Origin of the sequence: Sphingomonas sp. TDK1, from assembly GCF_001650735.1 — a bacterium.
Classification (GTDB): domain Bacteria; phylum Pseudomonadota; class Alphaproteobacteria; order Sphingomonadales; family Sphingomonadaceae; genus Sphingomonas.
Window position 1 is genome coordinate 1 of sequence record NZ_LXVY01000039.1, and the last position, 459, is coordinate 459.

The 459-nt window shown below is 59.9% G+C and carries 1 tRNA gene and 1 pseudogene (1 of these 2 only partly in view); one reads left to right on the forward strand and one right to left on the reverse strand.

Going from position 1 to position 459, the window contains the following annotated elements:
* Positions 1 to 222, reverse strand: a pseudogene (locus A7X12_RS26440) (hypothetical protein); the annotation flags it as partial.
* A 161-nt stretch (positions 223 to 383) separates the two neighbouring features.
* Between A7X12_RS26440 and A7X12_RS26040 the strand changes: the two are divergent.
* Positions 384 to 459: transfer RNA gene (locus tag A7X12_RS26040), tRNA-Ser, on the forward strand; it runs 70 nt beyond the window's last position.

Consider the following 459-nt stretch of genomic DNA (forward strand, 5'->3'; position numbering starts at 1 on the left):
AGATGTGTATAAGAGACAGGTGTCGGCCGGCGGATAGGATTCCTGCATCTGAGTCGGCGGTGGCGGTGCGCTCTGCTGTTGCTGCTGCCCCGACGACGGCGATTTAAGGTCCGAATCGATCGCGGTATTGGGGTCGATCGTCGTCATCTGTGCGGACGCGGGGACGCTGCCGAGCCCGGTGACGGCAATTGCCAGAAGCGTGAACCAACCCGATCGCATCATCAAATTTTCCCGAACCCTGCTGCTTTTCGGCGGCTATCCTAGGGGGAAGGGGCTGTCGCGGCAATGAATGGGCGCCCGATCGACTCGATTTCGCGTCCATGTGGTTATCCCCGTTGATTGCGGACGAAGGGCTCGTTATAGGGCTCGACCTCAGCGCTTCCGGAGACGTGGGTGAGTGGCTGAAACCAGCGGTTTGCTAAACCGCCGTACGGGGATTACTCGTACCGAGGGTTCGAA